The organism is Nocardiopsis alkaliphila YIM 80379 (assembly GCF_000341005.1).
Taxonomy (GTDB): Bacteria; Actinomycetota; Actinomycetes; order Streptosporangiales; family Streptosporangiaceae; genus Nocardiopsis; species Nocardiopsis alkaliphila.
The window spans coordinates 21935-44400 of record NZ_ANBD01000078.1 but is presented as its reverse complement, the minus strand read 5'-3'; the positions used below and the strand labels follow the sequence as shown (position 1 = coordinate 44400).

Annotated in this window: 22 protein-coding genes; 7 read left to right on the top strand and 15 right to left on the bottom strand. The window is 66.8% G+C overall.

What is annotated here, in order from left to right; all coding sequences use genetic code 11:
• Window positions 1-46 precede the first annotated feature (46 nt).
• Complete coding sequence (locus tag D472_RS0112110) at window positions 47-1879, top strand: coiled-coil domain-containing protein (RefSeq protein WP_017604749.1); 1833 nt, start codon at window positions 47-49, stop codon at window positions 1877-1879.
• Window positions 1880-1888: 9 nt separating this feature from the next.
• Here D472_RS0112110 and D472_RS0112105 read toward each other — a convergent pair whose 3' ends face one another.
• Window positions 1889-2485, bottom strand: a complete 597-nt coding sequence (locus D472_RS0112105) for an HD domain-containing protein (protein ID WP_017604748.1) — start codon at window positions 2483-2485, stop codon at window positions 1889-1891.
• Window positions 2486-2685: 200 nt separating this feature from the next.
• Here D472_RS0112105 and D472_RS0112100 point away from each other — a divergent pair, with 200 nt between their 5' ends.
• The gene (locus D472_RS0112100; protein WP_017604747.1) at window positions 2686-3582 is read left to right on the top strand and encodes a hypothetical protein; all 897 of its coding nucleotides are present in this window, start codon (window positions 2686-2688) and stop codon (window positions 3580-3582) included.
• Window positions 3583-3589: 7 nt separating this feature from the next.
• On the opposite strand, the gene D472_RS0112095 is transcribed toward D472_RS0112100, so the two are convergent.
• The 9 genes from D472_RS0112095 to D472_RS0112055 form a co-directional block, all read right to left on the bottom strand.
• Window positions 3590-4003: an SdpI family protein gene (locus tag D472_RS0112095; RefSeq protein WP_017604746.1), complete on the bottom strand. Its 414-nt coding sequence runs from the start codon at window positions 4001-4003 to the stop codon at window positions 3590-3592.
• A gap of 35 nt (window positions 4004-4038) precedes the next feature.
• A complete protein-coding gene (locus D472_RS0112090; RefSeq protein ID WP_017604745.1) occupies window positions 4039-4446 on the bottom strand; it encodes a thiol-disulfide oxidoreductase DCC family protein in 408 nt (135 codons plus the stop codon).
• A gap of 44 nt (window positions 4447-4490) precedes the next feature.
• Window positions 4491-4946 carry an SdpI family protein gene (locus D472_RS27140; protein ID WP_017604744.1) on the bottom strand — a complete coding sequence of 152 codons (456 nt, stop codon included), beginning with the start codon at window positions 4944-4946 and terminating at the stop codon, window positions 4491-4493.
• Between the two features lie 387 nt (window positions 4947-5333).
• Complete coding sequence (locus D472_RS0112080; protein ID WP_026117611.1) at window positions 5334-7076, bottom strand: serine hydrolase domain-containing protein; 1743 nt, start codon at window positions 7074-7076, stop codon at window positions 5334-5336.
• 321 nt (window positions 7077-7397) lie between these two features.
• A complete protein-coding gene (locus D472_RS0112075; RefSeq protein WP_017604742.1) occupies window positions 7398-8492 on the bottom strand; it encodes an ABC transporter ATP-binding protein in 1095 nt (364 codons plus the stop codon).
• On the bottom strand, window positions 8489-9556 hold the full coding sequence (locus D472_RS0112070) for an ABC transporter ATP-binding protein (RefSeq protein ID WP_026117610.1): 1068 nt from the start codon (window positions 9554-9556) through the stop codon (window positions 8489-8491). Before D472_RS0112070 ends, D472_RS0112075 begins: the two co-directional genes overlap by 4 nt.
• Before the next feature lie 2 nt (window positions 9557-9558).
• A complete protein-coding gene (locus tag D472_RS0112065) occupies window positions 9559-10560 on the bottom strand; it encodes an ABC transporter permease (protein ID WP_017604740.1) in 1002 nt (333 codons plus the stop codon).
• Entirely contained in the window at window positions 10560-11564 is a 1005-nt protein-coding gene (locus D472_RS0112060; RefSeq protein WP_017604739.1) for an ABC transporter permease, read from the bottom strand. The genes D472_RS0112065 and D472_RS0112060 overlap by 1 nt, the downstream gene beginning before the upstream one ends.
• A gap of 248 nt (window positions 11565-11812) precedes the next feature.
• Complete coding sequence (locus D472_RS0112055) at window positions 11813-13477, bottom strand: ABC transporter substrate-binding protein (RefSeq protein ID WP_017604738.1); 1665 nt, start codon at window positions 13475-13477, stop codon at window positions 11813-11815.
• Between the two features lie 328 nt (window positions 13478-13805).
• Here D472_RS0112055 and D472_RS0112050 point away from each other — a divergent pair, with 328 nt between their 5' ends.
• Complete coding sequence (locus tag D472_RS0112050; protein ID WP_017604737.1) at window positions 13806-14204, top strand: hypothetical protein; 399 nt, start codon at window positions 13806-13808, stop codon at window positions 14202-14204.
• 55 nt (window positions 14205-14259) lie between these two features.
• Here the strand turns inward: D472_RS0112050 and D472_RS0112045 are convergent, their stop codons facing one another.
• Together D472_RS0112045 and D472_RS0112040 are read right to left on the bottom strand one after the other, a co-directional pair.
• Window positions 14260-14754 carry a hypothetical protein gene (locus tag D472_RS0112045; protein ID WP_338036516.1) on the bottom strand — a complete coding sequence of 165 codons (495 nt, stop codon included), beginning with the start codon at window positions 14752-14754 and terminating at the stop codon, window positions 14260-14262.
• A 138-nt stretch (window positions 14755-14892) separates the two neighbouring features.
• The gene (locus D472_RS0112040; RefSeq protein ID WP_026117608.1) at window positions 14893-15408 is read right to left on the bottom strand and encodes a gluconokinase; all 516 of its coding nucleotides are present in this window, start codon (window positions 15406-15408) and stop codon (window positions 14893-14895) included.
• Window positions 15409-15548: 140 nt separating this feature from the next.
• On the opposite strand from D472_RS0112040, the gene D472_RS0112035 reads away from it, so the two are divergent.
• Entirely contained in the window at window positions 15549-16259 is a 711-nt protein-coding gene (locus tag D472_RS0112035; protein ID WP_017604734.1) for a FadR/GntR family transcriptional regulator, read from the top strand.
• 87 nt (window positions 16260-16346) lie between these two features.
• On the opposite strand, the gene D472_RS0112030 is transcribed toward D472_RS0112035, so the two are convergent.
• A complete protein-coding gene (locus D472_RS0112030; RefSeq protein ID WP_017604733.1) occupies window positions 16347-17723 on the bottom strand; it encodes a GntP family permease in 1377 nt (458 codons plus the stop codon).
• Between the two features lie 274 nt (window positions 17724-17997).
• On the opposite strand from D472_RS0112030, the gene D472_RS0112025 reads away from it, so the two are divergent.
• The 3 genes from D472_RS0112025 (at window position 17998) to D472_RS25370 (ending at window position 20058) form a co-directional block, all read left to right on the top strand.
• Window positions 17998-19194: an aminotransferase class V-fold PLP-dependent enzyme gene (locus tag D472_RS0112025; RefSeq protein ID WP_017604732.1), complete on the top strand. Its 1197-nt coding sequence runs from the start codon at window positions 17998-18000 to the stop codon at window positions 19192-19194.
• Between the two features lie 124 nt (window positions 19195-19318).
• Window positions 19319-19678 carry an RDD family protein gene (locus tag D472_RS25375; RefSeq protein ID WP_017604731.1) on the top strand — a complete coding sequence of 120 codons (360 nt, stop codon included), beginning with the start codon at window positions 19319-19321 and terminating at the stop codon, window positions 19676-19678.
• Between the two features lie 62 nt (window positions 19679-19740).
• Window positions 19741-20058 (top strand): hypothetical protein, encoded by a 318-nt coding sequence (locus D472_RS25370; RefSeq protein WP_338036515.1) that lies wholly within the window; start codon window positions 19741-19743, stop codon window positions 20056-20058.
• A gap of 239 nt (window positions 20059-20297) precedes the next feature.
• On the opposite strand, the gene D472_RS0112010 is transcribed toward D472_RS25370, so the two are convergent.
• Both D472_RS0112010 and D472_RS0112005 read right to left on the bottom strand, forming a co-directional pair.
• A complete protein-coding gene (locus D472_RS0112010; RefSeq protein WP_017604729.1) occupies window positions 20298-20930 on the bottom strand; it encodes a hypothetical protein in 633 nt (210 codons plus the stop codon).
• Window positions 20931-20968: 38 nt separating this feature from the next.
• A complete protein-coding gene (locus D472_RS0112005) occupies window positions 20969-22174 on the bottom strand; it encodes an AAA family ATPase (protein WP_017604728.1) in 1206 nt (401 codons plus the stop codon).
• Window positions 22175-22466: the final 292 nt, after the last annotated feature.

The following is a 22466-nucleotide window of genomic DNA, read 5'->3' as shown; positions in this document are numbered from 1 at the left end:
CAGGCCCTCGGGTCCACCGCCGTCGACGGGAACCCGGGAGTGCCCTTTGCCGCTCGTCTACCGCACGCTCGTCGCCGTTCCGGACAACGAAGGGGACCTCGCCGCCGAAGCCTCCGGCATCCTCTCCCGGTGGCTGAGCAAACGCGGGAACTCCGGAGCGCGGGTGGACTTCGGCGCCTCCGGTCGTTACGACCTCAGTAACAGGTCTCGGGCCTTGGTCGTGCGACACGACAACACCGACGAGGGACTGACCTTCCTGCGCCTGACCACCGAGTCCGACAAACCCGACGGAGTGTGGCGCACCGTGGTCACCGTGGTACTCGACCCCGAACTGTCACCTTGGCACTACCTGTGGCTGGACATGACCGTCGACCCGGCCCCCGGCGCCCTCACCGAAGCCTCCCGGTTGGAGGTGATGCCTCCCGAGGCCGCGCGCATGCTGTTGGACTCCCTGAACGCCCACGACGGGGCCCACCGGCTGTCGTCCGCGCCCAGGATCGTGCGCGGCCGCAATGAAGAGGACGTGGCCGCCCTGTACTCCGCCATCCGCGACCCGCTCCGGCGACTGGCCATCATCGCCACCGGCTCCCCCGACGACGTGACCGTGGCCGACTGGCGCGGTTCCATGGCCGGGGCCCTGTCCCGCTGCACCGGCATGTGCGCCGGATACGTGCTCGACAACGCCGCCTTGGACAAGACGAAGCGACTTCTTCCCCGCGAATTGGACATCCCGCCGGGCGGGGTCCGCACTTTCCTACCGGGGGCGGACCCACGTGAGATCACCGACGCGACCCGCCATCCACGGATGGGCGCCACCACCTTGGGTACCGCCCGCAATGGGCACCGGGTCCGCAACTGGGTGGGTGCCGCCCTCTCCCGTGGGGTCCGCGAGAACGCGCTCTCCCTGGCCCTGCCCGAACCCCTCAGGGCGATCGACGCCTTGCTCACCGAGGAGACCGACGACCTGCGCTCCGGACCCGACCGGGTCGCCTTCGCCTCCAGCCCTCTGAGAACGAGTGGATCGGAACACCCTGGTCCCCCTCCTTGCGACCGACACGAGCAGCCCGAGCCCACTGGCCGGTTCGACCAGGAATCGGCCACCAACGCCGAACTCGCCGCCGTCCAGGCCCAGGAACAACAGGCGCAGCGACTCCGAGAAGAGGTGCGTCGTCTCAACGCACGGATCACGGAACTGTCCGAGGAACGTCAGGAACTACTCGCCGAATCCGCGGACCTGACCGAGGAACTGGACACCACACGGGAGGTGGCGCGCTCGGCGCGGTACGAGGTGCGGTGGTTACGTGACCGAATCCGGGAGGAGGGCCTGTTCCGATTGGCTGCCACACCTCCTCCGGTCGACCCCGAACGGCGCCCGCCCACGAGCGTGGCCGAGCTGTTGGAACGCGTCACCGACGGCACCGCGCTCCCGCACCTGTTCTTCACCATCGAGGATCAGACGGTGTACGAACTGGCGGACAGCCGCAAGGAGAGCCTGTGGGTCACCCGGGCCTGGGAGGCGCTCCTGGCCCTCAACGACTACGCCCGTTACCAGTTCGACAACCCCGGCAGCGGTCTGGGTTTCCACTCCTACCTGCGGGACCCGCCCGACGGCTACCGGGTGATCCCGGTCAAGCGGTTGGCCTCCCAGGAATCGGACTACGTGCGTAACCGGGGCAAACTCAACGAGAAACGGTTCTTTCGGGTACCGGTCGAGGTCGATCCGACCGGGCGCGTGCCGATGTACGCGCACATCAAACTGGACATCGAGTACGGCATCTGCCCACGGTTGTACTTCTTCCCCGACCTGGGCCCCGACACCACCAACCGTGTGTACGTGGGTTACCTGGGCCGGCACCTTCCGGTCCAACAGTCCAACTGAGGCCTCGACTCAGAGGATCCGGTGGCCGAAGACACGGGAGAGCGCCTCCAGATCGGGCTCTCCGTAGCGCTCCACCAAACCCTTGAAACGGACCTCCTTGTCGGCTCCCAGGCGCCGCACCTTCGCCGAATAGCCTTCCACGGAGCGGAATACCGGGGGTTCGGTCTTGCTGTGGAACTTGTCGGCGTACATCACCAACTCCTCCTCCGGGGTCTGGGCGAGGTAGTCGGCGACCGGGATCGGCAAACCCTGGGTCCGGACGTCATCGGCGGTCACGCCCACACCGGTGTGGTGGGAGCAGAAGCGGCACAGGAATTCGGGGAACCCTTCCTCGGCGAGCAGTTCGTGCCCGAGGACGCCGTGGCTGACGTAACGGGCGTGGTCGATGCGCCCGGAGTCGTCGATGAGTCGGTAGACACCGATGTCGTGCAGCAGGCAGCCCGCCCGCACCAGGTCGACGTTCACGTTCGCGGGAACCTGGTCGAGTAGCTGTTCGGCGATCGCGCACACCACCCGGCAGTGCGTGAAGACGCGGTCGAACGCCTCCTGGGTGGGCGCGTGGCGCTCGTGGAGGGCACGGATCTGTTCGTCGGTGGGGATCAGCACACAGGAACCGTAGCGCCGAGGCCCCGCACACGCGACTCGTCATTCCCCCATTCGACGCGATCCCGACCTTGAATCGTCGGACCGTCCCTATCTCCGCCGGGGGCCACTTCCCCCTCCTCCGGACGGCCCTCGTGGGGGTCGGGTCGCCACCACCAGGGCCGCTGTGGACGACGCATACCCTGGTGGCCGTGAAGGCAACGATGACGAGCGAGATCACCGAAGCCGCCGAGGCCGTACTGGGCGAAGATCGGTGGCGTGAGCGCGCCGCGCGGCACGCCGAGCGGGTGGACGCGCTGACCGCCGACCACCTGCGCCGCCGTCGCGCGGGTGAACGCCACCCGGTAGAGGACTTCCTGTTCACCTACTACAACCTCAAGCCCGCGCAGCTTCGGCGTTGGCACCCGGGGGTGGGCACGTTCCTGACCGGTGAGGGTGCCCGAGAAAGGTCCTCGGAGCGCTTCTACACCGAACACGACGACGGCCGGGTGGGGCTGGACGTGCCCGCTTTCCTGGCGGCCCGCCCCGTGCTGGACTTCGTGGAGCGTCTGCTGTCGTCGGTGGCCTCGCGCCCAGCCCACCTGGGCTGTTTCGGGTTGCACGAGTGGGCGATGGTGTACCGCACCTCGAAGGTGCGCCACGGACAGGTGCCGTTGCGGTTGGGTCACCAGGGCACCGACCGGGTGGTGGAGTCGCACCGGATCCAGTGCTCGCACTTCGACGCGTTCCGTTTCTTCACCGAACCCGCGCGCCCGCACAACACCCTTCAGCCCACGCGCGAGGCCCAGGTGGAGCTGGACCAGCCGGGGTGCCTGCACGTGAACATGGACCTGTACAAGTGGGCGTACAAGCTCACCCCGGCGGTGCCGTCCGAACTGGTGGTGGACTGCTTCGAGCTTTCTCGGGAGATCCGCACCCTGGACATGCGGGCCTCCCCCTACGACCTGCGAGAGTGGGGTTATGAGCCGGTGCGGATCGAGACCGCCCAGGGCAAGGCCGCTTACATGGAGTACCAGCGTGACTTCGCCGAACGTGGGGCGGTGTTGCGCGAGAGGTTGCTGAAGGTGTGCGGGGAGCTGCGGACGCACGCTCCTGCCTGATGCTCGATCAAGGCGGGTCGGCGCGGCCTTCTTCGCGGGCCAAGCGTCGCCGGGCCACACGGTGCGCCCGCCAGGAGCCCACCAACAGCAACCCCGTACCCACGGTCGCCGGGATCAGGATCGCTGCGACCTGCCCCTTCGGGTCGGAGATCAGTGGCGTGAGGATCGCCGCGGGCAGGAAGGCGATCCCGGCCAGGATCGACCAGCGGGCGGAGGCCTCGTGCACCGCGTACCAGGCGGCGTCACCGGACCGGGTGAACCTCGTGCGGATCCCGAAGAAGTCGTTGGGCGGGACCCTTCGCTTCGCCCCGTGGACTCCCATCAGCACCAGCGCCACCGCGGCGCCCGCCATACTCAGTACCGTCAGCAGGAGCGGGGCGAGGGGGATGGTCGAATCGACGCCTTGGGCCGAGGGGATCATCGCGGCTCGTCTTTCGTGCTTCGATGGCTTCGTGTTCAACTGTTCCGCGTGGGCAGGACGCGGGCGGCGACGCCGCCGGGGATGCGGTGCCGGTTCGCCGCCACGACCCGGTAGGCGACCCGGTTGAGGGAACGCAGGCCGGGCAGCCCCAAGAGACGACCCAGCACCCGGAACGGAAACCGTCCGTGCCGGAGCACCTCGGCGACCGCGTCACCTCCCGCGAGCAGGTCACCATCGGAGCGTGCCAGCCATGCCTGCTCCCTGGTCTGTTCGGGGGTGAGCCCGAAGACCTTCAAGTCGACGGCCTGCCAAGCGGCGAAGACCACCTGGGAACGCACCCGCTCCCGCGCGAACGAGACAGACCGCCGGCAGAAGCCGCAATCACGGTCGTAGAGGAACAGACCTGGCGTCGGCGTCTCGTTCACATTCGGCTCGTTGCTCATCCTCATCCGTCCTTTCCCGGAGACACCGGAGAGAACCGACTTCCTTACCCGCTGGAGGTGTCTTCGCTCTGGGGGCTCCAGGTGGCACCGGCCCCTTCCTCACGCACCGCACGCGAAGCGCGCACGGTCCCCACGATGAGCAACGTCATCAATGCCGACAGACCGATCACGAGCAAGGTGAGCTGTGTCGGCCCGTGAGAGAGCGAATAGAGGCCGACCGTGAGGACGGGCATCACCAGACCGGAAGCCATCAACCAGCCCCCGGCCCTTTCGTGCACGTCATACCAGGCGGCTTCGTTCTCCAAGGTCAGAGGCGTCCGGATCCCTATGAAGGCGTTGGGCCTCAAGGTCCTCCTGTTTCCGGCGTATCCGGCGTGGAAGACCAGCCCCCCGGAGGCCAACAGCACGAATGCGATCCAGTGCAGGGCTCCCCCCTCCAGTGGTTCCAAGGCGGCCGGTGCGGCACCACCGGACGCCACCACCAGGGCCCATTCCTTCATGCTTCCATCCTTTCTCGGTTCATCTCTTCAGTGCGCCCTTCGATGCCGATATCAGGTTTGTTTCCGGATGACCAGGCCCTACCCCTCTGATCGACGTAGCGGGATGGGGCCACCCGGGAAGTGGATCCCCGGGGCGCACGGCATAGCGGACCAGCGCCCCGAACATGATGGTGGAGGACCCGGGCGACCCGAGCAACAGGGCGCTGGAACCGTGAAGCGCGGCTCCCACCACAAGTGCGAGGTCATGCCCTCGAGTTCTTCGCGGCCGGCGACCTCGGGAAACGGTCACGGGTGTCATGCCCGTGTCACGTTCTCGACGGGTGACCGTTGTCATGGGCATTCCTCGGGCCCCGCGCGAGACCCGAGGAACCCCCCTCGCACACGTCCCTACAGGTGGACGGCGAGCAGCCCGTAGCCCATGTAGGTGAGCAGGGCCAGGGAGAACAGCACCGAGAACACGAACACGGTGACGTGCGACCACCGGAAACGGCCGGCCTCCACCGGGACATGACGCCAGTGCCACACGCCCACGGCGAGGGCCGTGGCCACCACACCCGCCGCGACCGTGAACAGCTCGGAGGGCAGATCGGTCCAGACCCCGCCCCGCTGGACGTAGATCAGCCAGGCCAGGGAGCCGAGCCCGAGCGAGACGATCCGCATCCGGTCCAGGGGCCGCTGGGTGATGAGGGTGCGGCGCCGGATCATCAGGGCCAAGAGCAGGAACGGCGGGACGAGGAGGGGCACCAGGGTCAAGACGATGAACGGCGCCGTGGTGGACGGTGCGGTCAGTGGCTCACCGGGTTCGTCACCGAGCAGGCCCAGCGCCAACTCGGTCTCTTGGAGCGTCGAGGTGTTGCCCATGAGGACCACGGCGCGTTCGTCGTTGAAGGCCACCGTGGTGGAAGCCCCGTAGACCTGTCCGTTGTGGAAGGTGACCATTCCGTGCTCGGGGGTGTCCAGATGGTGCCAGGCCAGCCCCAACGAGAGGCTCGCGCCGTCGTCGGTCTCTCCGGCCGGTTCGTCGTCCGAGGGCGCACCGGGCGATTCGACGTCCTCCAACACGACATCGGTCGAGGACGCACCCGGTGCGGTCCCGTCGGCCACGGCCGCGACCAGGGTGACCAGGTCGGAGGTGGTGCTCCAGGTGGAGACCCCGGCCGGGGCGTAGTCGGTGGCCGTCCACGGCGCGACACGCACCCCCGGTTCGAAGTACGGCAGGGCCCCGTCCTCGGGAGGCTGCGCGGTGACCTGGGTGTCGTCCATGCCCAGCGGGTCCAGGACACGCTCGCGCACCAGTTCGGGGTAGGTGGTGTCGCCGGCTTCGGCGGCCAAGGCGTGCCCCAGGACCGCGAAGGCGTGGTTGGAGTACACGTACTGGTCCTTGGGGCCGGCCTGAGTGTGGACCAGGCCCTCCACGGGTGGCGTCGCGTTCTCATAGGGACCGATGAGAATCATGGAGCGGAAGAGGATGCCGAGGTCGTCGCCATCGGGCGCGGCGCGCAGACCGGAGTGGTGGGTGGCCAACTCCTGGAGGGTGATGGAGGCGACCTCGGGGTCGTCGAAGTCCATCTCGGGGAACACCTCGGCCAGGGTGCGATCCAGAAAGGTCTGATCGCTCTCGACCATGTCGGCGAGCAACATGCCGGTGATCACCTTCATGACCGAGCCGGTCTCGAAGAGGGTGTCCGGACTGACCGGAGTGCGACCATCGGTGGTTCCGGCCACGGCCCACTCCACCGCGTCGGGCGCGACGGAGGAGAGGGGGTCGGTGGGAAGGGAGGACGTCTCCACGGGGGCCGCGGAGGCGTCGGTGTCGATGAAGGCGGCCGAATCCGCGGCAGATTCGGGATCGGTGGCGTCCAAATCGAACCTGGCCACGGAGAGCCCCTGCACCTCGACGATGCGCTCGCCCAGGATGTGTTCGACGTCGGAGGCCAAGGGATCGTCCCCTGCCACCCCGGTCGCGGGGGTCGACCGCACGGGGGCGAACAGGTGCGCCAGAACGGCGACGACGGCGCCCACGACCAGAGCGAGGAGCCAGATCCGTCCGGGCGCGGCCGGGGGGCGTGGAGTTCGCCGGGAAGACGCACCCGGCGGTGTGGAGGACGGGGTGGGGACGCTTGAAGCCATCCCCCCACGATGGCGGAGATTCCCGGATTGTTGTAGTCGCCTCTGTCATCGCGGGTCGAGGAGGTCCTCCCCATCCGGCGATGACAACTGTCACGTGGGTAGGTGGCAGCACAGGGCCGTCCCTCGTATGCTCGGCCCGGCTTCGTCGGGTGTGGACGGAGCGAAGAAGGGGTGGCGGGCAAGACCGGCTTTTCAGCCCTTCCCGAAACAGACGAAGAGACAACCAAAGAGCCACTGTTCGGACACACCCCTCGTACTTCCCCGACATCAACGCGCGGGCGCCCCGTCCGTGTTGACGAGGCGCCCGCGCGTGGAGGCGAATCAGCCGGTGCCGTGGAGGATGCGCTCGGCCCGCTCCTCACTGGGCTGGATCTCACCGGACAGGATCTGCTCGACGTAGTGGCAGGCCACTCGATGGGTTCCACTCTTCAGCGTGCGCAGCTCGGGGCGCTCGGTATCGCAGAGCTCCTCTTGCCGCCAGGGGCAACGCGTGTGGAAACGGCAACCCGCCGGCGGATTCGCGGGTGAGGGCAGGTCACCTGCGAGCAGGATACGTTCCCGGGAGTCCTCCACCGTCGGGTCCGGAACCGGTACCGCCGACATCAACGACCGGGTGTAGGGGTGCATCGGGGTCTCGTACAGTTCGTCACTGGTGGCCTCCTCCACCAATGATCCCAGGTACATGACGCCCACCACGTCGCTGACGTGGCGCACCACGGCGAGGTCGTGCGCGATCACCAGGTAGGTCAGCCCCATCTCCTCCTGGAGCTCCTCCAAGAGGTTGAGCACCTGCGCCTGAATGGAGACGTCCAGCGCCGATACCGGTTCGTCACAGATGATCAGGTCCGGCTGGAGCACCAGTGCACGAGCGATCCCGATCCGCTGACGTTGACCACCCGAGAACTCGTGCGGGTAGCGCTTGAGAGCCTTGGCCGATAGCCCCACTCGTTCGAGGGCGTCCACGACCCGCTTCTTGCGGTCCTCCTCCACCGCACGGTGACGCTCCTTGGCGCTGGTGCCCTCGGGAAACTCCTCCGGGCCCCCGATGCCGTGGGTCTGCAACCCCTCCATGAGGATCGCGCCGACGTTCTGTCGCGGGTTGAGGCTGCCCAGCGGGTCCTGGAAGACCATCTGGAGGTTGGCTCGTTCCCGGCGCATGGACTCGGAGTCGAGCCCGGCCAGGTCACGACCGCCGAACCAGACCTCGCCCTCGGTGATCTCGTTCAGGCGCAGGACCGCCCGCCCCAAGGTGGTCTTGCCACAGCCGGATTCACCCACCAGTCCGTAGGTCTGGCCCTTGGTGATGCTCAGCGACACCCCGTCGACGGCCCGAACGTGCCCGATGGTGCGGTCGATCAGCACCCCGCGCCTGATCGGGAAGTGGACCTTCAGGTCCTTGATCTCCAACAGGCTCATTCCCGCTCCTCCTCGTCCTCGCCCACCACGGCCGGGCTCTCCAGAACGGTCTGGTCCACCACGTCCGCGTGATCGATGGGATTCACACAACGGTGGATGTGGGTACCGTCCCCCGTGCGCACGAGCGGGGGCGGACCTTGGAGGCACTCCATGGTGTAGTGATCGCATCGGGGGGCGAACGCGCACCCGTCCGTCCAAGCGATGTTGTCGTTGACCGAACCACGTACCGGGGTGAGCGGTTCACCCCTGGGCGCGTCCAGCCGGGGGACCGAACCGAGCAGTCCCACCGTGTACGGGTGGGTGGGATCGGCGAACAGTGGCCGACGTGGCGCGGTCTCCACCGCCCGACCCGCGTACAGAACGTTGATGTCGTCGCACAGGCCCGCCACCACGCCCAGGTCGTGGGTGATCATGAGCAGGGCGGTGCCCTCCTCGGTGACCAGGTCCTTGAGCAGCTCCAGGATCTGGGCCTGGATGGTGACGTCCAGGGCGGTGGTGGGCTCGTCCGCGATCATCAGGCGGGGTTTGCAGGCCACCGCCATCGCGATGAGCGCCCGCTGACGCATACCGCCGGAAAGCTGGTGCGGGTACTCGTTGAGCCGGCGCGTGGGGTCGGGGATGCCCACCCGGTAGAGCAGGTCGGCGGCCTCCTTGCGGGCGGCGGATCCGCGCATCCCTCGGTGACGTTTGAGGATCTCGGTGACCTGACGGCCGATGGGGACCACCGGGTTGAGCGAGCTGAGCGGGTCCTGGAAGATCATCGCGAGCTGCGATCCGCGCAGGTCGCGCAACCTTCGTCGGGAAAGCCGAAGCAGATCCACTTCGCCCTCGGGCAACCGCATGACGGCACTGCCGCCGACCTCGACCCCCCGGTCCGGGAGCAACCCCATCAGGGCCAGGGAGGTGACGCTCTTACCGCAACCGGATTCACCGACCAGGCCGGTGACGCGGCCCTCCTCCAAGGTGAAGGAGACCCCGTCGACGGCGCGTGTCTCACCGGCCCCGCGCCGGTGGAACGCCACGGACAGCTCGTCCACCGCCAATAGCGGCGTGCTGGAACTCATGGTCACTTCCTCAACTTCGGGTCGAGCGCCTCACGCAGGGACTCGCCCAGCAGGGTGAACCCGAGCGCGGTGATGATGATCCCCAGGGCCGGGTAGACGGCCAGGGAGGGGGCGCTGGACAGGAACCGCTGGGCCTCGGAGAGCATCGTGCCCCACTCCGGGAAGTTCGCGTCGGGGTTGCCCAGACCGAGATAGGACAGAGCGGCCGCGTCGATGATGGCGGTCGCCAGGGTGAGCGTGGACTGCACGATCACCGGCCCCATGGAGTTGGGCAGGATGTGGGTGAGGGCGATCTTGCGTTTGCGCACACCCATGGCCTGCGCGGCCAGCACGTATTCACGGTTGCCCTGGGAGATCATCGCGCCGCGCAACAGACGGGCGAAGATCGGGATCTGGGCGATACCGACCGCGAGCATGACGGTGGTCAGGCTGGGTCCCACGAGCGCGGCCACGGTGACGGCGAGCAGCAGGGTGGGCAGGGCCAGCATCATGTCGATGACACGCATGACGACGTTGTCCACCTGACGTCCCCACCGCCCTCCGAGGACGGAGCAGGCACCGGCGGTGCCGCCCAGCAGCGCCCCGAAGAGGAATCCGACCAGGGTGGCGACCACGCCGACCATGAGGGTCTGACGGGCGCCGATCACCATGCGGGAGAACATGTCCCGACCCAGGTGGTCCAGGCCCAGCCAATTCTCCCCGCGCGGTCCGACGAACTCGTTGCGGTTGGGGAAGACCTCGTTGCCCCAGGCCTGGGAGGTGGGGCTGTAGGGCGCGATGAGCGGAGAGAACAACGCCACCACGATGAAGACGGCGACGATGACGGCACCGGTGATCGCCATGGGACTGCGCCGCATCCGGGCGAAGGCCTCGCGCCAGATTCCGGCGCCGTGGCCGTCGTCCCCGCGGTCGCCCATGAGTTCGGCGAGTCGGTCGACCTTGGCGGCCTTGCGCTGGTGGAACGGGATTTTCTCGTCGCTCTGGGAGCTCGGTGTCGTAGGCATCACTGGGCCCGCACTCTCGGGTCGAGGAGGCTGTACGAGATGTCGACCAAGAGGTTGATGAACACGTACATGGTGGCGATGAGCAGGATGAACCCGGTGAGGACCGGATAGTCGCGTTCCTGGGTGGCCACGTACACGAACGAGCCGATCCCGGGGAAGGCGAAGACGCTCTCGGTGAGGACCGCCCCGGCGAAGAGACTGCCCGCCAGCAGACCCATGGCCGTGACCACCGGAAGCAGGGCGTTGCGCAGGACGTGGCGGGTGCGCACCGTGGTCCGGTGCAGTCCCTTGGCGTTGGCGGTGCGCACGTAGTCCTCACCCATGACCTCCAAGACGCTGGCGCGGGTCATCCGGGTGATGACGGCCAGCGGGATGGACGCCAGGGCCAGGCCGGGCAGGATCAGGTGTGCGAGCGCGTCCCAGACCACGTCCCACTCACGGGTCATGACGCCGTCCAGGACGAAGAACCCGGTGATGTCGGTGCGGCCGAGGCCGGGGGAGAGCCGGAAGGCCGAGGGGAACAGGCCCAGGCCCTCGGCGAAGACCACCTTGAGGATGAACGCCAGGAAGAAGACCGGGGTGCAGATGCCCAGGAGGGAGCCGCCCACGGCCGCGAAGTCCAAGACGCCGCCGCGTTTGCGCGCGGCCAGGTAGCCCAAGGGGAGACCGATGGTGACGGCGATGATCATCGCCGTCACGCCCAGCTCGAACGTGGCGGGGAATCGGAGGAAGAACTCGTCCATGACCGGACGGCTGGTCTGGAGGGAGGTCCCCAGGTCTCCCTGGAGGATGCGACGCAGGAAGGACAGGTACTGAACCATGAGCGGTTCGTCCAAACCCAGTGACCGGCGCAGCGCTTGGCGCTGTTCGTCGGTCGCGTCGTCAGGGAGGAGGGCGTACTCCGGGCCGCCCGGCAAACGTTGGAGCCAGACGAACAGCAGGATCGACAATCCACCCAGTGTCGGGATCAGCTGTAGGAGTCGCCTGACGATGAATCGCAGCACCTTCGCCGCCTTTCGCCAGTGGTGAGAACGTTGGACGCGAAGCGTCCCCGCCGGGGTGTGGCGGGATGGACGGTTGTGGAGTGGGTCGCCCTCTCAGGGGTGCGGCGACGAGGGGGACACCGCCGTGGAGGGGCCCACCGGAGGGGCCCGGACCCGTGCGCTCCGGGAGGACCTCCGTGATGGGGCCCGACCGGTGACGTCACCGGTCGGGCCCGCGATCGTTCACCTCGGGGCAGGGAGGAGGGGGCCTACTTCCAGGAGCCCTCGGCGAAGACCTCCTGCGTCAGCGGACTGACGTTGGGGGGCTCCACGTCCGCGGAGAAAGCGATGGAGGGCGGGGAGCTGGAGATCGGCAGGCCCGGCAGGACCTCCATGACCATCTCGTTCAGCTCCTGGTAGCCGGCGATGCGTTCGTCGGCGTCCGGGTTGGTGCTGACCTCTTCCATACGCTCGAAGAGCTCTTCGTCATCCAGGCCCCAAGCGCCCATCGGGCCGGAGAACCAGGTACCGATGAAGTTGTAGGCGTCGTTGTAGTCACCGGTCCAGCCGAGCAGGTAGAGCGGGCAGTTGCCGCTGTCGGTCTGGTTGATGTACTCGGCCCACTCGTAGGCGGTCGGCTGAACGGTGACCCCGACCTCCTGGAGGTCTTCGCTGATGACGTCGAAGATGTCCTTGGGGGCGGGCATGTACGGGCGAGTGACCTCGGTCGGGTAGCAGAACTCGAGTTCGAGGTCCTCGTGACCGGCGTCGGCCAGCATGTCGCGGGCCTTGTCCGGGTCGTAGTCGAAGGTCCGCACGTCGGGAGACCACCCGTCGAGGGTGTCCGGGTGGAACTGCGTGGCGACCTCGCCACCTTCGGGGAGGATGGTGTCGACGATGCGCTGGCGGTTCACGGCGTGGGACAGGGCCTCACGAACCTCCAATTCGGCGAGCGCCTCGTTCTCCTGCTGGTAGGCCAGGTAGAGGACGTTGAACACGTCGCGGGTGGGCACCTGGAAACCGGCGTCCTGGAGCGGGGCGACATCGGCGGGAGCGACCAGGTCGTACCCGTGGATGTCACCGGCCTCCAAGGCCTGACGACGGGCGGTCTCGTCCGGGATGGCCCGCAGGATCATCGTTTCGAAGCCCGCCGGGTCACCCCAGTAGTCATCGAAGCGGCTGAGGGTGACCTCGGCCTGGTCCTGGTTCCACTCCTCGACGGTGAACGGGCCCGTGCCGGCGACGGTGCCCGCGACCTGCGAGTACTCGGGAAGACTGGGGTTGCCCTCCTCACCGGTGATCTCCTGGCCCTCCATGGCCTCCAGCGTGGTGGGGCTCATGATGCCGAAGGCGGCGAGGCTGAAACCGCCGGGGAAGATCGAGGAGTACTCACTGACCTCGATGACGGCTGTGAGCTCGTCCTCGGCGTCACAGCCGACGAAACGCGGCTCCGGCGGGGCGTAGTCCTCGTCGTTCTCCGCGAAACCGCCGAAGATCGTCTGCCAGTAGTAGGAGTTGTTGGAGCTCTGGTAGGCGCCGGTGAGGTTGAACCATCGGTCGAAGTTGGCGCAGACCACCTCGGCGGTGAGTTCGTCACCGTCGTGGAAGGTGACGCCCTCGCGGAGGTTGAAGGTCCAGACGGTTCCGTCCTCGGACTGCTCCCAGGTTTCGGCGAGGCCGCCGACGATCTCGGAGCCCCCCGATTCGTGGTCGAGAAGGGTTTCGAAGACCTGGCGGCTGTAACGGAAGGTTTCACCGTCACTGGCCAGGAACGGGTCGAGCGCGGTGATGTCGCCTGGCGCGCCGAAGACGAACGGCTGCTCGTCACCGCCGGCCGTGTCGCGGTCGCTTTCCGCGCAGGCCGTCGCCACCAACGTGAGCGACGCCGCGACGGCCACGAGGCCGAGCGGCTTTCGGGAAGACTTCGTGAACATGTGGGTCCACCTCAGGGGGACGTGGGTTGAAGGCCCAAGAACGATGCTGTGGACCCTAAACCGCGCCGGGACCCCCTGGGAAGATAGACGGCTGGGTATTAATACAACCGTTTCAGATCTGTGCCGTGATCCATAGATCGGATTTTGGCACACAGGTGTTCAATCTCTTGCCCCCTTGGCAGGAGTCGAGAAACACCGAATCCAGTGACCTTGGGTATTCACGCGAATACAATTCTTCTCCCTATGATCCTGTCATGGGATGTTCTTTCGCTTCGGGCTCGGTGGCTGTTGCCGCACTGATACACCCGAGCCGCTCTATGCTTTGAAAATGAACACACCCCTTGACGACGCGGCCCTCACCGCGTTCCTGGAGAGTCAGGACCGCACCTGGCTCACCGAGCAGTTGATGCTGATCGCCGACGAGGACCCCATCACCCGCATCCGCCTGAGCGGCGCGGCCGGAGCGGAGAGCGCCGTCGAGGAGGCACGCGCCGTCTTGCTGGCCCACATCGCCGACCACCTCCCCACCGAGGACGAGGAGGGCGACCTCCTGCATCGCGCATTGGATCTGCTGGACGACCTCATCGACTACGGGTTCGACGAGGAGGTCGGCGACGCGGCCGACGAGGCCCGCGAGATGTACGTCGTCCGTCACGGTGAGGACGACAGCGAACACCTGGCCAGACTGCACGTTCTGGCCGACGGCGAAGACGACCAGGACGACTAGGAAGAGCGGGGCCCGACGTATGTGAACGGGCCCCGTCTCCAAACACGAGCCGGGACTACAGGTGGCACCAACGGCGCACGCTGGTGCTCCACAGCGCCATGTTCACGATGATGGCGCCCAGGACCACCGGCATGCCCACCGCCAACAGCGGGGTGTCGGCGAGGCGGGCCGCCAGGTATAGGGCGAACAAGGCCGTGCCGAGGGCGACCAAGGCCCCGAACTGGGCCGACCGCCACAAGACGTAACCGGCGCGGCGGACCGGCAGCGCCAACGCCGCCAACCCGAGGCCGACCAGAACGGCCATGACCAGCAACAGCCACAGGTCGCCCACCATCGATGCGGGGGGACCACCGTCCAACATGCTCCAGCTCTGGTAGGCCAACAGGCCGAACAGCGCCGCGGAGACGAACATCAGGACGCAGGTCTGCCGCACGTCCAGTGGGGGCCGCACACCCGGGTGCCGCACGGCCAACAGGCTCTGTCGGGGTGCGGGGACCACACTGAAGGGCCGGGGAGCGGTGGTGGTAGGGGACGTTTGGAAGTCTTGCATGACGAACAGGGTTCCGTGCCGGGCTCCGCTACACAAGTGGAGCGATGCCGCACAACAGACAGTGTCCGTAATGTAACCAAAACGTGGGTCAGGCGGGAGATATCGGCACCGATCCGCTCTCCACTGCGACCTGTCGGTTCAGACCCCGCTCGCACGCATCCGTTCCCCTACGTACTCCAGGGCCCGCGCCGTGAGCGCGTCCAGGTCCTCGCGCAGGTCCAACTCCTGCCCCCCCTCGTCCGGATCGAGGCGCTGCAGGGTGTCCAGTTGGGAACGCAACAGCGCCGGCGGCATGAAGTGTCCATCGCGCGCGTCCATCCGCTCCCAGATCACCTCGGAGGGCCCGTGCATGTGCAGAAAGTGCACCTCGGACGCGCCGGCGCGCAGCACGTCACGGTAATCGCGTTTGAGTGCCGAGCAGGCCATGACGGTGGACTCGCCCTTGGACTCGTGCCTTCCCATCCAGTCCGCCAATTCCCGTAGCCACGGCCACCGGTCCTCGTCGGTCAGAGGTTTTCCCGACTCCATCTTCTCGATGTTGCTTCGGGGGTGGAAGTCGTCGGCCTCGGCGAAGGGCAGCCCGATGCGATCCGCCACCCGTGCGGCCACACTCGTCTTTCCACTGCCCGACACACCCATGAAGACAAAGTGCATGGTCTCTCCGTCTCGTGGCCCACCGCCGTGCGCGGCGCCGCCATCAATAGTGGTATCAATCAATCCGGTTAGGCTTCAGCCTGACCCCCGGCTCGACGCGGCCGGAGTACGACGCATTCCGACAGTCCGAGAGGCCGAAGATGGGCACGACGCACCGCACACTGCACAACCGGGTGTTGGCGGTGCTGGGCCCCGCGATCGCCGCCGGCGAATACACCACCGGTCACACCTTCACGCTCAGCGGACTGGAACAGGACTTCGGGGTCTCCCGGACGGTCGCCCGAGAGGCGGTGCGGGTCCTGGAGTCGATGGGTCTGGTGGTCAGCCGGCCACGAACCGGTATCCGGGTCAGACCCCGGCGGGACTGGAGCGTCTTCGACCCTCAGTTGATCCGCTGGCGCCTGGCCGGGGCCGGACGCATGGAACAACTGCGATCCCTGAACGAACTGCGCGCCGCCGTGGAGCCGGGCGCCGCCGCCTTGGCCGCCGAGCGCGGACCCGCTGATGAGCGGGCCCAACTGGCGATCCTGGCCGAACAGATGACGCTGACCGGCAGGGCCGGTGAACTCGACACGTTCCTGGAGTTGGACGTCACCTTCCACCGGCGCGTCCTGGAACTGTCCGGCAACGAGATGTTGTCCGGGTTGGCGGAGGTGGTGACCGAGGTCCTGGTGGGCCGCACCTCCTACGACCTGATGCCGCACAGGCCCCGTCCGGAGGCACTGCGCCTGCACACCGCCGTGGCCCAGGCCATTCGGGACGGGTTGCCGGACGTGGCCGAAGCGGCCATGCGGGCCATCGTCACCGAGGTCGCCGACGCGTTGGAACAACGGCGCCCTCCGGGGGTCTGATTCGACGCACACGCCCCGCAGCGGCCCCCGCGCGTTCGGGCGGGGGCCGCCGGTGGGCGGGCCGGTTCGAGACCACATGAGGCGCCCCTACAGGAGCAGGGAGAGGCCGAAGGCGAGACCGAACCCGATGAAGCCGATCAGCGTCTCCATGACGGTCCAGGTCTTGAGCGTGGTCTTGACGTCCATGCCCAGGAAGCGACCGACCAGCCAGAAGCCGGAGTCGTTGACGTGTGACAGGGCGGTGGCCCCGGAGGCGATGGCGATCACGATCAGGGCCAAGTCGATCGAGCTCAGCCCCGAGGTGGCCTGCACGGCCGGAGCGATCAGGCCTGCGGCGGTGGTGATGGCGACCGTGGCCGAGCCCTGGGCCACCCGCAGGGCCAAGGCGATGATGAAGGCCGCGACGATGACCGGCATGCCCGTGGACTCCAGGCTGCCGGCGAGGGCGTCGCCGATACCGCTGGTGCGCAGGACACCACCGAACATGCCACCGGCACCGGTGATGAGGATGATGGCGCAGACGGGGCCGAGCGCGCCGCCGACGATCTCCTCCACTCGGGTGCGGGTGAAACGGCCCCGACTGAGCACGAGCATCGCGTACAGGACGGTGATGAGCAGGGCTACGGGGGTCTCCCCGACCAGACGCAGGGTCTGGACCCACAAAGCGTCCTCGGGCAGCGTGCCGGTGGCGGTGGCGGTGCCCATGCCGGTGTTGGCGAAGATCAGCAGCATCGGCAGGAGGAGGATGCTGATGACCGTCGCCAGGTGCGGCGGATTCGGGTGCTGGACCTCGCCGTTGGACATGATGTCGTCCGGGACGGGGAGCTCGAGGCGCTTGCCCGTCCACAGGCCGAACAGGTAGCTGGCCAGGTACCAGGTGGGGATGGCCAGGACGGCGCCGACCAGCAATGTCAGCCCCATGTCGGCGCCGATCTCGACGGCGGCGGTGACCGGCCCGGGGTGCGGCGGCACGAAGGCGTGCATCACCGCGAAGGCACCGGCCGTGGGCAGGGCGTAGAGCAGGACGGAACCGCCTACGCGTCGGGCGACGCTGAAGACGATCGGCAGCATCACGACGAGGCCGACGTCGAAGAAGATCGGAAAGCCGAACAGCAGCGAGGCCACGCCGAGCGCCAGCGGGGCGCGCTTTTCACCGAAGAGCTTGATGAGGGCGCCCGCCAGGACGGCGGCGCCGCCGGTGACCTCCAGCATGCGACCGATCATCACGCCCAGGCCCACCAGGAGGGCGACGTTGGCGAGCGTACCGCCGAAGCCGTCCAGGAGGGTGGGTACGACACCGTCGACCGGGATCCCTGCGGCCAGGGCGGTGAGGACGCTGACCAGTACGAGCGCGATGAACGCGTGCAGTTTGAGTCGAATGATCAGGAACAGCAGGAGCGCGATGGCGCCCGCCGCGATCCCGAGGAGGGGGCCCGTACCGTAGACGGGTTCGAAGTTCTCCACGACGGAGCCTTCCAGTGGATGGGGAGGGATGAAAAACAGGTGTCACGGCATGCCGGAACACCGCCCTGACCTGCTCTCGGACCAGGTTCCGAGAATGGTAGTACCATTTGTGAGGTCCTGTGAACGCCCCGGTGAGGTTCTGTGATGGAGATGCAGGTCACAGCCTTGGAATCATCCTGAAATCCCCAGCGCGCATCCCATCGCCAGGGCCGCTTCGAAGCACCCCCTCCCGGGTAGGAACGCTCGGGCCCCCGACAGGAAAGAGCGCACGGACATGATCGACTTCACCTCGGCCGCCACCGACACCCCTGGATGTGCCGGAGACCAGGTCTTCCTGGACAGCGCGGGGTCCTCCCTGCCACCCCGCCCGGTGCTCGACACCGTCGTCGCGCATCTGCACCGGGAGGCGGAGGTCGGTGGATACCGGGCCGCCCAGGAACGGGCGGAGGAACTGGAGGACGGGTACACCGTCTTCGCCGACGTCCTGGGGTGCTCCCCCGAGGAGGTCGCGTTCAGCGACAGCGCGACCAGGTCCTGGCTCTCCGCGTTCCAGGCCATCCCGCTCACCGAAGGCGATCGCGTCCTGATCACCGAGATCGAATACGCGGGTAACGCGATCCCCATCCTGCGTAGGGCCCAGGCCGTCGGAGCGAGCGTGGAGGTGGTGCCCTCGACGGCCTCCGGCGAGGTCTCCCTGCCGGCGTTGCGCGAGCTTCTCGACGAGCGCGTCAAACTCCTCTCCCTCGTGCACGCGCCCACCAACGGTGGTCTGCTCACCTCCGTGAAGGAGGCGACCGCAGCGGCTCACGAGGTGGGCGCCCTCGTGCTCTTGGACGCCTGCCAATCCGTTGGTCAGGTGGAGTGCCGGGCCGACGAGCTGGGGGTCGACTTCATCACGGGAACCGGACGCAAATGGGTGCGTGGGCCTCGCGGGACCGGTTTCCTCTACGTCAAGCGAGCCGTTCTGGAGACCTTGGTCAAGGAAAACGTCGACCTCAGGGGCGGTTCGTGGACCGCCAGGGATCGGGTGAGGCTGCGTGAGGACGCCAAGGTCTTCGAACTGTGGGAATACGGCGTCGCGGACCGGCTCGGACTCGTAGCCGCCGGGCGGTACATGCTGAAGCTCGGGATCCCCGAGATCTATTCGGCCGTCCAGAGCATCGGCGCACGCCTCCGCGAGGGACTCGCGCGAATCGACGGGGTGCGGGTCCACGACCTGGGTGAGCGACGTTCGGGGATCGTCACGTTCAGCGTCGAAGGCACTCCCGCTACCGAAGTGGTGGAGCTTCTAGGGCGAAGGAACGTCACGACGACCGTGAGCAGCCGCCCGTCGACGCTGATCGACATGTCCCGTCGCGGTTTGGAGGAGATCGTCCGCGCCTCCCCGCACTACTTCGTCTCACCTCAGCAGGTGGACACCACTCTGGAGGTGGTCCAGGACATCCGAGGCGGGCGAACCTCCGCACGATGACCAGGCGCGTTCCGGGGAGTGCTCCGGGGCTTGGCTCACGGCCGGTTCCGGACGCTCCTCGGACCCAGAGACGGGTCGGGCACATGAGCCTTCGCGTCCAGGAAGCCTAGGGACCTTCATCGGCTTGGCCCTGGAGTCGAACGGATACCTGGATGCCTCGGACACGGTCTTCATGGTGGCCTCCGTCTTCGACTTCTTCGTGCTGCCGATCGTCCTGGAATGGCTCCAGATGGTCCCGTGGGGGCGAAGGCCCGGAAAGATGATCCTGGGACTGTGGGTGGTACGCGCCGACGGCGGTGGTAAGGTCACCGCCGGCCGTGCGCTCGTGCGCGCCTCGCTGTACGTCCCCGGGCACACCAACCTGGTCAACCTGCTCCTGCCCTGGTCGACCACCAACCTGCTCTGGCGGTTCCGCGACAAGGACTTCCGCAGGTGCCTGCACGACAAGGCCGCCGGCACCGTGCTCATCCAGCTGCACCACTGAGCTTCGTCCGGGCCCACCGAGCCTTTCCGATGCCGGAACGTTCCACCCCGAAACCCCCTGTGTTGAGGAGATCCCTCCTGTCCCCTGTCCAGATCGTCCGCACGGTGGCCATCGCCCTCATCGCGGGCGGCGCGGCCCTCGGATTGATTCCCAGCGGATCGTGCGGCGCGGGATGGTGGGAGCCTCCCTCCAGCGGTGATCTTTACGGATGGTTCGCTTTTGGGGGCCCGCCGGACATCGAGCCGGTCACTTGTTGGACTGCCATGGCGCCGGTGGGCTCGTGGGCGACGGCCCTGGTCGTGATCGGGGTGGCCCTGCTGCTGACGATGTGGTTCAACACCCACTACCGACCCAAGACCGAACGCCAACCAGAGAAGTAAGTCCCTACCACCGGCGCAAAGCCTCCTCACGCCATCCGAAGCACGTGCCCGCCGTGCACGAGAACCCGCCTGCTCGGGGAGCAGATTCAGCCCTAGACGGCACGAAGCGGACGGGGGTGAAGCACCGCCGTTATCGGGCAGAACCAGAAAAACTCGCAGTGGCTCCCGGAGCGAGTGAGGTTGTGGACGACCCCGCACACCCGGTACCACTTCGTCGGTTCGTTACGGGGCGCCGAAGACTAACCGTGAAGGTGCTGTCTCCCGCACAATTCGACGTCCTGGTAGAAATGGGACCACGACCTGTTGCTTCCCAAAGGGGAGCGATGGTATCCGCCATCGATGACCGCACGGAAGACCTCGGGTGCGTCGGATTCGGTGTACCTGCGGCCCTTGGTTCCCGACACCTCACGCATGAGGATGCGTTTGGGGTCCTGGAAACGGCCGGTGTCCTTCCCCCTGTACTTGGCGGGGACCTTCCATGCCTTCACCACGGCGGAAAGAGCGTCGGGGAAGAGGAGCATCCACGCCTCCATTTCGGCGACCGCCAAGACGTAGTGTCCGCATCCCAGCTGGCGACGGATTTCCTGTTCCACCCGTTGGCGTGTCTCCAGATAGACGTTCCCGTCGACGCCGTCGAGATCCTCATGGACGTAGAGACAGGCGACCCGGGTTCCCTCCCCCTGTTTCTCCGCGACCCCCTGAGCCTTGTTGACGATCGTTCGTACCCGCTTGCTCAGGTTCGCCCCCGTGGCCTTGTGCAAGCGGACGGGGTCACGGATCTGAACGATTCCACCGCGAAGACCCGGCTGCTGTTCCTCCAGGAGGATCTTCAGGCTTTCCCGATCATTGCGATCCTCACCAGCGATGACCACAACGGATCGGCTTCGTTCAAGTCCGCTCTTACGTCCACTCACAGACCACCGCCGAGAACTCCCGAGAACCACAGCTCGCCGAGTGGAAGGCCCTCGCTTCTCTCCACGATGGCCTCCAACTCTTCTTGCGTCACCGCCGGTATCCGGGAAGCCCCGTCGTTTCCTCTTTCGCAGACAACGAGCTCCTCCGGCCGGATCCTATCGGCGAGAGCCGGCGAATGGGTGGCGATGAGGAACTGAGTACGTTCGCTCGCTTCCCTTATCCGCTCCACCAACAATTCCAACGCTTGAGGATGCAGCCCGTGATCGATCTCCTCAATGCAGGTCAGGGACGGTGGGTTCGGGTCGTACAGGAGCGCCAGCAGTCCCAGGAGACGGATGGTTCCGTAAGAGGCGTCTGCCAATGGAGTGGGGAAACGCAGACCTGATTCATGTAGAACAACGATGACTTCACCGGCAGGCCCGGAAGGGAATGCGAAGTCGATGCTTCGTAGTTGCGGAAGCACTTCCTTGGCATCGGATTCCAACCTATCCCACGCCTCGGGATGTTCCTCACTGAATCGCAACAAGAAGGCTGCGAGGTTGGCCGCATCCTCCCAGAGCGCCTCACGATGGAACCCACTGGAATAACGTGAAGAATAGCGCGCCGCGTTCACGTTCACGTCGAAGACACGAAACGAGGCGAGCCTTTCTGCGAGAACCGCGACCTCGTTCCCACCGGCGTCATCGCTCAAGCGAGGAAGGGTCGACAGGCCACTACTGAAGCGTCGCAGGCCGATGGATCGTATTTCCTGCTCTTTGCTTTGCTGAGTGTCGACCACCTGGGCTTTCTCTCCCTGGATGGTGATGCGACGCCCACGACCCTTGGTCCTTTTGAACTGGAAACTCTCCTGCCGCGACAGGGTGTCCTTGCCCTCTCTACGCCGCCTGGTGATCTGAAGTTCGTACTCATCGGGGGCGTTGGGGCTGCTGTGCCTGGTCCAGGTCGACTTGAGGCGAATGCGAATGTTGGAGGGAGCCCGGGAACCACCACGGAAAGCCGTGCTTTCGAAACCACCACGCCCTTCCAGGGCGGGCTCGATGTCACTTTGGATGATGTCCGCGAGGAAGCGGAAGACGTCCAGCAGGTTGCTCTTGCCCACACCGTTCGGGCCGACGAGGACGTTGAGTGGGCCGAGGGGGACGCTGACCTGGCGCAAGCTCCGGAAGTTCTGGACTTCGAGTTCGAGCAAGCGCTTTTCCATGACTCCCCATGTTCGTTCTCATCGCTCCGGTCGGCCCTTCCCCCGCACGTGGGAAGCAGAACCGCCGGGGAGGCCGCGAGTACCGCACCGAGGCACCAGGGTCCATCCCCGCGTGCGCGGGGAGCAGGTGAAGGTTACAACACGGTGCCTTCATGATCCGGTCCGTCCTTGCGTGCGAGGCGGCAGCGTCAAGTATTTCTTGTCGCACTGGCGTTCGCCAAGAGGCGGGGACTTTGAGAAGGTGTGTCCTTCTTGGGTGGTGATGCAACCGTGGATGGAGCCTCCCACCCCG

What these genes read in the sequence shown, in the direction of transcription:
- D472_RS0112080 (WP_026117611.1), bottom strand. Translation starts at nt 7,076, where the DNA reads ATGGCTTCAAGCGTCCCCACCCCGTCCTCCACACCGCCGGGTGCGTCT.
- D472_RS0112075 (WP_017604742.1), bottom strand. Translation starts at nt 8,492, where the DNA reads ATGAGCCTGTTGGAGATCAAGGACCTGAAGGTCCACTTCCCGATCAGG.
- D472_RS0112100 (WP_017604747.1), top strand. Translation starts at nt 2,686, where the DNA reads ATGACGAGCGAGATCACCGAAGCCGCCGAGGCCGTACTGGGCGAAGAT.
- D472_RS0112065 (WP_017604740.1), bottom strand. Translation starts at nt 10,560, where the DNA reads ATGCCTACGACACCGAGCTCCCAGAGCGACGAGAAAATCCCGTTCCAC.
- D472_RS0112040 (WP_026117608.1), bottom strand. Translation starts at nt 15,408, where the DNA reads ATGCACTTTGTCTTCATGGGTGTGTCGGGCAGTGGAAAGACGAGTGTG.
- D472_RS0112090 (WP_017604745.1), bottom strand. Translation starts at nt 4,446, where the DNA reads ATGAGCAACGAGCCGAATGTGAACGAGACGCCGACGCCAGGTCTGTTC.
- D472_RS0112050 (WP_017604737.1), top strand. Translation starts at nt 13,806, where the DNA reads ATGAACACACCCCTTGACGACGCGGCCCTCACCGCGTTCCTGGAGAGT.
- D472_RS27140 (WP_017604744.1), bottom strand. Translation starts at nt 4,946, where the DNA reads ATGAAGGAATGGGCCCTGGTGGTGGCGTCCGGTGGTGCCGCACCGGCC.
- D472_RS0112025 (WP_017604732.1), top strand. Translation starts at nt 17,998, where the DNA reads ATGATCGACTTCACCTCGGCCGCCACCGACACCCCTGGATGTGCCGGA.
- D472_RS0112005 (WP_017604728.1), bottom strand. Translation starts at nt 22,174, where the DNA reads ATGGAAAAGCGCTTGCTCGAACTCGAAGTCCAGAACTTCCGGAGCTTG.
- D472_RS0112045 (WP_338036516.1), bottom strand. Translation starts at nt 14,754, where the DNA reads ATGCAAGACTTCCAAACGTCCCCTACCACCACCGCTCCCCGGCCCTTC.
- D472_RS0112055 (WP_017604738.1), bottom strand. Translation starts at nt 13,477, where the DNA reads ATGTTCACGAAGTCTTCCCGAAAGCCGCTCGGCCTCGTGGCCGTCGCG.
- D472_RS0112070 (WP_026117610.1), bottom strand. Translation starts at nt 9,556, where the DNA reads ATGAGTTCCAGCACGCCGCTATTGGCGGTGGACGAGCTGTCCGTGGCG.
- D472_RS0112035 (WP_017604734.1), top strand. Translation starts at nt 15,549, where the DNA reads ATGGGCACGACGCACCGCACACTGCACAACCGGGTGTTGGCGGTGCTG.
- D472_RS0112095 (WP_017604746.1), bottom strand. Translation starts at nt 4,003, where the DNA reads ATGATCCCCTCGGCCCAAGGCGTCGATTCGACCATCCCCCTCGCCCCG.